At 73.9% G+C, this 7891-nt stretch carries 8 protein-coding genes; 4 read left to right on the top strand and 4 right to left on the bottom strand.

Annotated elements, in window-relative coordinates; translation table 11 throughout:
* Positions 1–6 precede the first annotated feature (6 nt).
* Complete coding sequence (locus tag OO63_RS21060) at positions 7–1302, top strand: serine hydroxymethyltransferase (RefSeq protein ID WP_030360793.1); 1296 nt, start codon at positions 7–9, stop codon at positions 1300–1302.
* A 91-nt stretch (positions 1303–1393) separates the two neighbouring features.
* Here the strand turns inward: OO63_RS21060 and OO63_RS21065 are convergent, their stop codons facing one another.
* From OO63_RS21065 to OO63_RS21075, 3 genes are all read right to left on the bottom strand, one after another.
* The gene (locus OO63_RS21065) at positions 1394–2110 is read right to left on the bottom strand and encodes a hypothetical protein (protein WP_030360794.1); all 717 of its coding nucleotides are present in this window, start codon (positions 2108–2110) and stop codon (positions 1394–1396) included.
* A gap of 103 nt (positions 2111–2213) precedes the next feature.
* The gene (locus OO63_RS21070; RefSeq protein WP_234311311.1) at positions 2214–3164 is read right to left on the bottom strand and encodes a hypothetical protein; all 951 of its coding nucleotides are present in this window, start codon (positions 3162–3164) and stop codon (positions 2214–2216) included.
* A gap of 5 nt (positions 3165–3169) precedes the next feature.
* Positions 3170–3748, bottom strand: coding sequence for an RNA polymerase sigma factor (locus OO63_RS21075; protein WP_051811048.1), 579 nt, complete (start codon positions 3746–3748; stop codon positions 3170–3172).
* A 146-nt stretch (positions 3749–3894) separates the two neighbouring features.
* Here OO63_RS21075 and trpS point away from each other — a divergent pair, with 146 nt between their 5' ends.
* The 3 genes from trpS to OO63_RS21090 all read left to right on the top strand — a co-directional run bounded on the left by trpS (position 3895) and on the right by OO63_RS21090 (position 6872).
* The gene (gene trpS / locus OO63_RS21080) at positions 3895–4932 is read left to right on the top strand and encodes a tryptophan--tRNA ligase (RefSeq protein ID WP_051811049.1); all 1038 of its coding nucleotides are present in this window, start codon (positions 3895–3897) and stop codon (positions 4930–4932) included.
* Between the two features lie 88 nt (positions 4933–5020).
* The gene (locus OO63_RS21085) at positions 5021–5602 is read left to right on the top strand and encodes a 2'-5' RNA ligase family protein (protein ID WP_030360798.1); all 582 of its coding nucleotides are present in this window, start codon (positions 5021–5023) and stop codon (positions 5600–5602) included.
* Positions 5603–5693: 91 nt separating this feature from the next.
* Positions 5694–6872, top strand: a complete 1179-nt coding sequence (locus OO63_RS21090; protein WP_234311312.1) for a beta propeller repeat protein — start codon at positions 5694–5696, stop codon at positions 6870–6872.
* A gap of 28 nt (positions 6873–6900) precedes the next feature.
* Here OO63_RS21090 and dprE2 read toward each other — a convergent pair whose 3' ends face one another.
* Complete coding sequence (gene dprE2, locus OO63_RS21095) at positions 6901–7656, bottom strand: decaprenylphospho-beta-D-erythro-pentofuranosid-2-ulose 2-reductase (protein ID WP_030360800.1); 756 nt, start codon at positions 7654–7656, stop codon at positions 6901–6903.
* Positions 7657–7891 lie beyond the last annotated feature (235 nt).

Below are 7891 nucleotides of genomic sequence, written 5' to 3' on the forward strand. Positions count from 1 at the left end.
GACGCCATGACGCAAACCCCTGCCCACCAGCAGACCTCTGCCCACCAGCACCCCGCCCTCACCGCCACCGACCCCGAACTCGCCGCCCTCGTCACCGCCGAGGAACGCCTCCAGGCCGACACCCTCCGCCTGATCCCCAGCGAGAACTACGTCTCCACCGCCGTCCTCGAAGCCTCCGGCACCGTCCTGCAGAACAAGTACAGCGAGGGCTACCCGGGCCGCCGCTACTACGAGGGCCAGCAGAACATCGACCAGGTCGAGCGCCTCGCCGTCGCCCGCGCCAAGGCCCTCTTCGGCACCGACCACGCCAACGTCCAGCCCTACTCCGGCTCCCCGGCCAACCTCGCCGTCTACCTCGCCTTCGCCGAGCCCGGCGACACCGTCATGGGCATGGCCCTGCCGATGGGCGGCCACCTCACCCACGGCTGGGGCGTCTCCGCCACCGGCAAGTGGTTCCGCGGCGTGCAGTACGCCGTGCGGCAGGACACCGGCCTCGTCGACTTCGACGCCGTCCGTGAACTCGCCCTGAAGGAACGGCCCAAGCTGATCTTCTGCGGCGGCACCGCCCTGCCCCGCACCATCGACTTCGCCGCCTTCGCCGAGATCGCCCGCGAGTCCGGGGCCGTCCTCGTCGCCGACATCGCCCACATCGCCGGACTCGTCGCCGGTGGCGCCCACCCCTCACCCGTGCCGTACGCCGACGTGATCTCCACGACCACCCACAAGACCCTGCGCGGCCCCCGCGGCGCCATGCTCCTGGCCCGCGAGGAACACGCCAAGGCCATCGACAAGGCCGTCTTCCCCGGCCTCCAGGGCGGCCCCCACAACCAGACCACCGCCGCCATCGCCGTCGCCCTCCACGAAGCCGCCCAACCCTCCTTCCGCAGCTACGCCCACGCCGTCGTCGCCAACGCCAAGGCCCTCGCCGAAGCCCTCCTCGCCCGCGGCTTCGACCTCGTCTCCGGCGGCACCGACAACCACCTCGTCCTGATGGACCTCACCTCCAAGGACGTCCCCGGCAAGGTCGCCGCGAAGGCCCTCGACCGCGCCGGGATCGTCGTCAACTACAACACCGTCCCCTACGACCCCAGGAAGCCGTTCGACCCCTCCGGCGTCCGCATCGGCACCCCCTCCCTGACGTCCCGCGGACTCGGCACCGAGCACATGGCCGCCGTCGCCGACTGGATCGACCGCGGGGTCCGCGCCGCCGGGACCGGCGACGAGGACGCCCTCCTGAAGATCCGCGGCGAGGTCGCCGAGCTGATGACCGCCTTCCCGGCCCCCGGTCTGCCCACGGCCTGACCGGGCCTGCCCACCGCCGGACCGGCCCGGCGCGGGCGGCTCCCGGGCGGCGGACGGCTCCGCGCGGGGGACGGGTCCGCGCGCGGACGGCTCAGGCGTCGAGCAGCTCCTGGCGCGGGGGCTCCTCCCCGTGGTCGCGGCGGCGGAGGCGGTACATCACGGCGGCTCCGGCCGCCGCCCCCGCCGCCGCGCTCGGTATCGCCCAGTGCCAGGCCGAGCCGTCCCCGCCGCCGGAGCCCCGGCCGTCCGCACTACCCGCGCCGTCCGTGTCCGGGGCCGCCGCCCTGGCCGGTGCCGGGCTCTCGGGCACCGCAGGCGCCGCCTCGCTCGGGCGGATGCCCGCGTGATTCCGCTCGGACAGCTTGGCCATCAGGCCCAGATCCTTGAGGAGGGACCGCAGGGCCGACGGGTCCGGGGACCTGTGCCAGAACCCGTTCATCGTCTCCGGGTCCGTCGACGTGTGGATCCATAGCGCCGCGTCCTTCGCCGCCGACGGCTCCGGATACACCCGGTCCACCCGCCACGGCCGCACGTCGTGCACCAGCCAGGTCACATTGATCTGGCGGGTGGCGCCGAGGCTCAGGCCCGGCGGCTGCTCGCGCTCACCCTCGGCCGTGGGGCCGAGCAGGGTCTCCAGCTCGGCATAGCGCTTCCCCTCTTTCCCCTCTCTGTACAACGACGCCGTCTCGGCGCTCTCCGGCGATGTGAGCAGCACGCTCGTCGGCCCGCCCGCCGCCGCCCACGGCGCGCACCACAGCACCACGGCCAGCGCCGCGGCCAGCCCGGTCAGTCCCCTTGCCGTTCGCATGTCCGACCCCCTGCGGCTCCCCGGCACGGTCCCTCCGCGCCGCCTCACTTCTGGTACACCGCCCGGCCCTCGCGGGTTCCACTCCACGGCCACCCGATCCGAACTAATTCCCGGGCGCCGTCCCCTCCTCGGAACCTGTCCTCGCCCCGGGCCCCGTCCCCGCACCGCTCCCCGGCACCGACTTCGCGATCTCCACCGCCCGCGCCTTCGACGCCACCCCTTCGAGCCGCAGCGTCAGCCGCCGGTCGTCCGTCCACAGCAGCGTCGGGCCCGCGGGCCGCACCGCCCGCTTCCAGCTCGCCCCGTCCGGGTCCAGGAGCCACAGCTCAAGGCGGTGCGGGCGGGCGAACCACAGGGCCGTGCCGCGGCCGAGGTCGATCCGCTCGGGCATGCCCGGCACCAGCTTCGTGAAGCCCGGGTCGAGCGGGGCCGGGAACTCGTCCAGCCGGACCGTCCCGCCGCCCTCGCGCCAGCACAGCGTGATCAGGGAGCGCCCCGCGGGCTCCCGCGTCACCACCACCGCGTCCGGCTCCCCGAGCGCCCCCGGCACGACCGGCCGGAACCCGGCCTCCCGCTCGGCCCGCGCAAGGGACACCGACGGCGCCCCGCACTCCGGCACGGGCGCTCCGGACGGCGGCGGCGAAGGGTCGTACCGCACCTCGACCCCGCCGAAGTCGAACCAGTCGAAGACCGCCGCCCGCACGGGAGGTGTCAGCGCGAGCACGGTCAGCAGGCCGCACACGGACGCGACGACCGCCCGCCACCGGGCCCGCAGCCCCCGCCGCGCGCGCCGCAGGCCCTCGCGGATCCGCTCGCCCCGGCCCGGCGGCTCGGGCGCGGGGACCGCGGCTCCCTCAGCCAATATCTGCGCGAGGACCCGCTCGACCATCGTCTCCTCGCCCGCGTGCCGGTCCAGCGAACGCCCCAGCGCCCGCAGCTCCGCAGGCAGCCCCGCGCCACCGGAACGCCCCGCGCCCTCAGCGCCCTCCGCGCCCTCAGCGCCCTCGGCGTTGTCCGTGCCCTCGGCGTCGTCCGTGCCGTCCGCGTCATCCATGCCCCTCACCTCCCCTCACCCCCTTCCGGAAGGAGTCGCTCCAGCTTGCGCAGGGCCCGGTTCAGCCGGGACTTCACCGTGCCCCTCGGCCAGCCCAGGGCCTGGGCCGTCTCCGTCTCGTCCATCTCCAGGAGATAGCGGTACGTCACGACCAGGCGGTGGTCCTCGCCCAGGCGGTCCAGGGCGGCCAGGAGTGCCGCCCTGCGCTCCCGCTCCAGGGCCGCCACGGCCGGGTCCGCCGACTCCGCTATCAGTGGCTCGGGCTCCGTCAGCGCGGCCTCGCGGCCCGCCACCGAGCGCTGTCGCGCCGCCGAACGCACTGTGTTCCTCGTCTCATTGGCGACGATCGCGAGCAGCCACGGCTTGAACGCCGAGCCGTCCCGGAACCGCCCCAGCGCGCAATAGGCCTTGAAGAAGGACTGCTGCACCACGTCCTCGGCGTCCGAGCCCGCGCCGAGGGCCGCCGCCGCGCGCAGCGCCACGCCAGTGAAGGCGCGCACCAGCTCGGCGTACGCCTCCGGCTCGCCGGCGCGCACCCGTGCGATGACCGCCGCCTCGTCGACGCCGATGCCGTCCCCCTCCAGCGCCCGCCCCTCCGGGCTCCCCGGAGCCTCCCGAAGAGCCTTCCCCCGTGCACTCACACTCTTGGTACACCGCCCGGACCGAATCGGTTCCCACCCGTCACGCACCAGTTCCCGACCAACGGGCGACACCTGAGAGAATGCTGAGCATGGCCTCTGAACGTCCCCGCCTCCCCGCCGGTGACCGACCCCGCGTGCTCTCCGGAATCCAGCCCACCGCAGGCTCGTTCCACCTCGGCAACTACCTCGGCGCCGTCCGCCAGTGGGTGGCCCTGCAGGAGTCCCACGACGCCTTCTACATGGTCGTGGACCTGCACGCGATCACGGTCCCGCAGGACCCGGCCGAGCTGCGCGCGAACACCCGCCTCGCCGCCGCCCAGCTCCTCGCCGCCGGGCTCGACCCCGAGCGCTGCACGCTGTTCGTCCAGAGCCACGTCCCCGAGCACGCCCAGCTCGCCTGGGTCATGAACTGCCTCACCGGCTTCGGCGAGGCCAGCCGCATGACGCAGTTCAAGGACAAGTCGGCCAAGCAGGGCGCCGACCGCGCGTCGGTGGGCCTGTTCACGTACCCGGTCCTCCAGGTCGCGGACATCCTGCTCTACCAGGCCAACGAGGTGCCGGTCGGCGAGGACCAGCGCCAGCACATCGAGCTGACCCGGGACCTCGCGGAGCGCTTCAACGGCCGCTTCGGGCAGACGTTCACGGTCCCCTCGCCGTACATTCTCAAGGAGACGGCGAAGATCTACGACCTGCAGGACCCGGCGATCAAGATGAGCAAGTCGGCGTCCACGCCGAAGGGCCTCGTCAACCTGCTCGACGAGCCCAAGGCCACCGCGAAGAAGGTCAAGAGCGCGGTCACCGACACCGACACGGTGATCAAGTACGACCCCGTGGACAAGCCGGGCGTCAGCAACCTCCTGACCATCTACTCCACGCTCACGGGCACCGGTATCGCGGAACTTGAGCAGAAGTACACCGGCAAGGGCTACGGTGCGCTGAAGACCGACCTCGCCGAGGTCATGGTCGAGTTCGTGACCCCCTTCCGGGACCGCACCCAGGAGTACCTGGACGACCCGGAGACGCTCGACTCGATCCTGGCCAAGGGCGCGGAGAAGGCTCGTGCCGTCGCGGCGGAGACCCTGGCCCAGGCGTACGACAGGGTGGGCTTCCTGCCCGCCAAGCACTGAGCTCCACCCGGAGCGACCCGACCGAGCACGACCCCGCCGTCCGGCACGGCGGCGACCCCTGCCCACCACACGACGACAGGAGTACGACGTGGGGACCGTAACGATCGGTGTGTCGATCGCGGTCCCGGAGCCACACGGCAGCCTGCTCCAGGAGCTGCGCGCCGGCTTCGGGGACCCCGCAGCCCACGGCATCCCCACGCACGTCACGCTGGTGCCGCCGACCGAGGTGGAGTCCGGGGCGCTGCCCGCCATCGAGGACCACCTGACGGCGGTCGCCGCCGCCGGGCGGCCGTTCCCGATGCGGCTCTCCGGGACGGGAACCTTCCGGCCGCTGTCGCCCGTTGTCTTCGTACAGGTCGTCGAGGGCGGCTCGGCCTGCTCGTGGCTCCAGGAGAGAGTCCGCGACACCTCAGGTCCGCTCGTACGGGAACTGCAGTTCCCGTACCACCCGCATGTCACCGTCGCCCACGGCATCGCCGAAGAAGCCATGGACCGGGCGTACGAAGAGCTCGCCGAGTACGAGGCCGAGTGGCCCTGCACCGGCTTCGCGCTGTACGAGCAGGGCGCCGACGGCGTCTGGCGCAAGCTGCGCGAATTCGTCTTCGGAGGGACGACGGTTCCCCCGCAGGCGGGCGCCCCCGCCGCGCGGGGTACGCTGCCCGCCCGCTGACCGGGCGGGGCTCGGGAGGACATCGGGAGCGACCCGGAAGGACCCGAGTGGTGCCGGACGGGGGGCTTCGGTGAAGGCGTACAGAGCCGTGGTGAGCGCGATCGCCGGGGTGCTGCTCCTGGCCGGGTGCGGCGGGGACGGCGGTGGCTCCGCGGGCGACGCGGACCGCTCGCGCGCCCCGGGCGGGACCGGGTCCGCCGAGGGCTCCTGGAAGATCGTCCACATCGACAAGCGGGGCAGCGGCACGGTGGAGGCCGTCGCGGCAGCCGCCGACGACGCCATCTGGGCCGCGGGCACCGACCAGGGCGTGGCCCGGCCCGACCCCTACCTCCTGCGCTACGACGGCACCACGTGGCGGCGCACCCCGCTGCCCGCCGCACTCGGCGGACGCGTCTCCCAGCCCCGGCTCGACGCGTCCGGGCCCGACAACGTGTGGCTCCACGGCGTCGCCCCCGCGGGCGGCTCCCGCATCGCCCGCTGGGACGGCACCCGCTGGCGCGCCGTCCCGAAGCCGCCCGTCGAGGGCGCCGTCGGCAGCCTCAGGGCCTTCGCGCCCGACGACGTGTGGGCGCTCGTCGGCGGCCGGGCCGCGCACTGGGACGGCGCCCGCTGGACCGCCACCTCGCTGCCCGCCGTCGCCAACAGGCTCGACGGGAGTTCCGGGGACCACGTGTGGGCCGTCGGGTACCGCGACAGCGGGCCCGGCGTGGGCGGCGCCGGGGGCGAACAGACGCAGCCCGCCGCCATGCGCTGGGACGCCCGCGCCCGCGCCTGGAAGCTCACGCCGACGCCCGCGTTCCGCTTCCCCGACCCCGTCCCGCCGGAGCCCGGCGCCTCCCTCGACGGGGTGCTCGCCGTGTCCCGCGACGAGGTGTGGGCGTACGGCGTGCACTCCTTCGACCACGGCGAGACGCCGACCGGGCCCGCCACCGAGCGCGTCCTGCTCCGCTGGGACGGCGCCCGCTGGCGGCAGGAGCCGGACGCCGACACCGACCCCTGCCTGTCCCGGCCGCCCGTCGCGCACGACGGCGCGGGCGGCCTCCTCCTCGAACGCCACCGCTTCCGCACCGCCGACGGCTCCTGCCGCAAGGTCCCCTGGCAGCGGCTGCCCGCCACCGGCGCGGTCACCTCCGGCGGCAAGCAGCAGCTGTGGTTCGAGGGGGTGGTGCGGGTGCCCGGGACGAAGCGGTTCGTGGGCGGCGGGAAGGTGTACGTGATGCAGAGCGGAAATCCGTTGGTGCTGCCTGTGGTGGCTGTGTTCGAGCCCTGAGGCGGGGTTGTTCCTCGGGCGTGAGGTCTCAGACCGGCAGGCGGCGGAAGACCGGGCGCGGTACGTGGCGCAGTGCCGACATCACCACGCGCAGTGCCCCCGGGACCCACACCGTCTCCGAGCGGCGGCGCAGGCCCGTCTCGATGGCCTCTGCCACGGCCTCCGGCGTCGTCGCCATCGGCGCCTCCTCCAGGCCCGCCGTCATCTTCGACCGTACGAATCCGGGGCGTACGACCATGACGTGCACGCCCGTGCCGTGCAGGGCGTCGCCCAGGCCCTGGGCGAAGGCGTCCAGGCCCGCCTTGCTGGAGCCGTAGATGAAGTTGGCCCTGCGGGCGCGTTCGCCCGCCACGGAGGACAGGACCACCAGGGAGCCGTGGCCCTGCGTCTGGAGGGCGCGGGCGCAGACCAGGCCCGCTGAGACCGCCCCCGTGTAGTTCGTCTGCGCGACCCTGACCGCCGCCAAGGGGTTGTCCTCGTCCTTCGCCTGGTCGCCCAGGATGCCGAACGCCAGCAGGACCATGTCGACGTCGTGCTCCGCGAAGAGGGTGCCGAGGGTGTCGGCGTGGGACTCCGCGTCCAGGGCGTCGAAGGGGATCGTGGTGGTGTCCGCGCCCTGGTCGCGGAGTTGCTGGGCCGCCTTCTCCAAGGCGGGGGAGGGGCGGCCTGCCAGCCAGATCTTGCGGGTTCTGCGGGTTGCCAGGCGGGTGGCTGTGGCCAGGGCGATTTCGGACGTGCCGCCGAGGATCAGGAGGGACTGGGGGGTGCCGAAGGCGTCTTTCATGGGGGTCCTTGGGGGGGTGTCGGGTGCGGGGTGGTGGGCCCTGCGGGGCATTCCCCAGTCCCGCCCCTTCCCGAAACCGGGGCTCCGCCCCTGGGCCCCGGGGGTGGGTGTTCCCTTCGGGTGGGACGGTCCGCCCTCGAATCGGCGCTTCGCGCCTCGTCCTCAAGCGCCGGACGGGCTGAAACGTGCCGGGCGGGCTGGGGTGTGCCGGGCTGTTGGTCAGGTGGTGCAAGTT

It is taken from the genome of Streptomyces alboflavus (genome assembly GCF_000716675.1).
GTDB classification, from domain to species: Bacteria; Actinomycetota; Actinomycetes; order Streptomycetales; family Streptomycetaceae; genus Streptomyces; species Streptomyces alboflavus.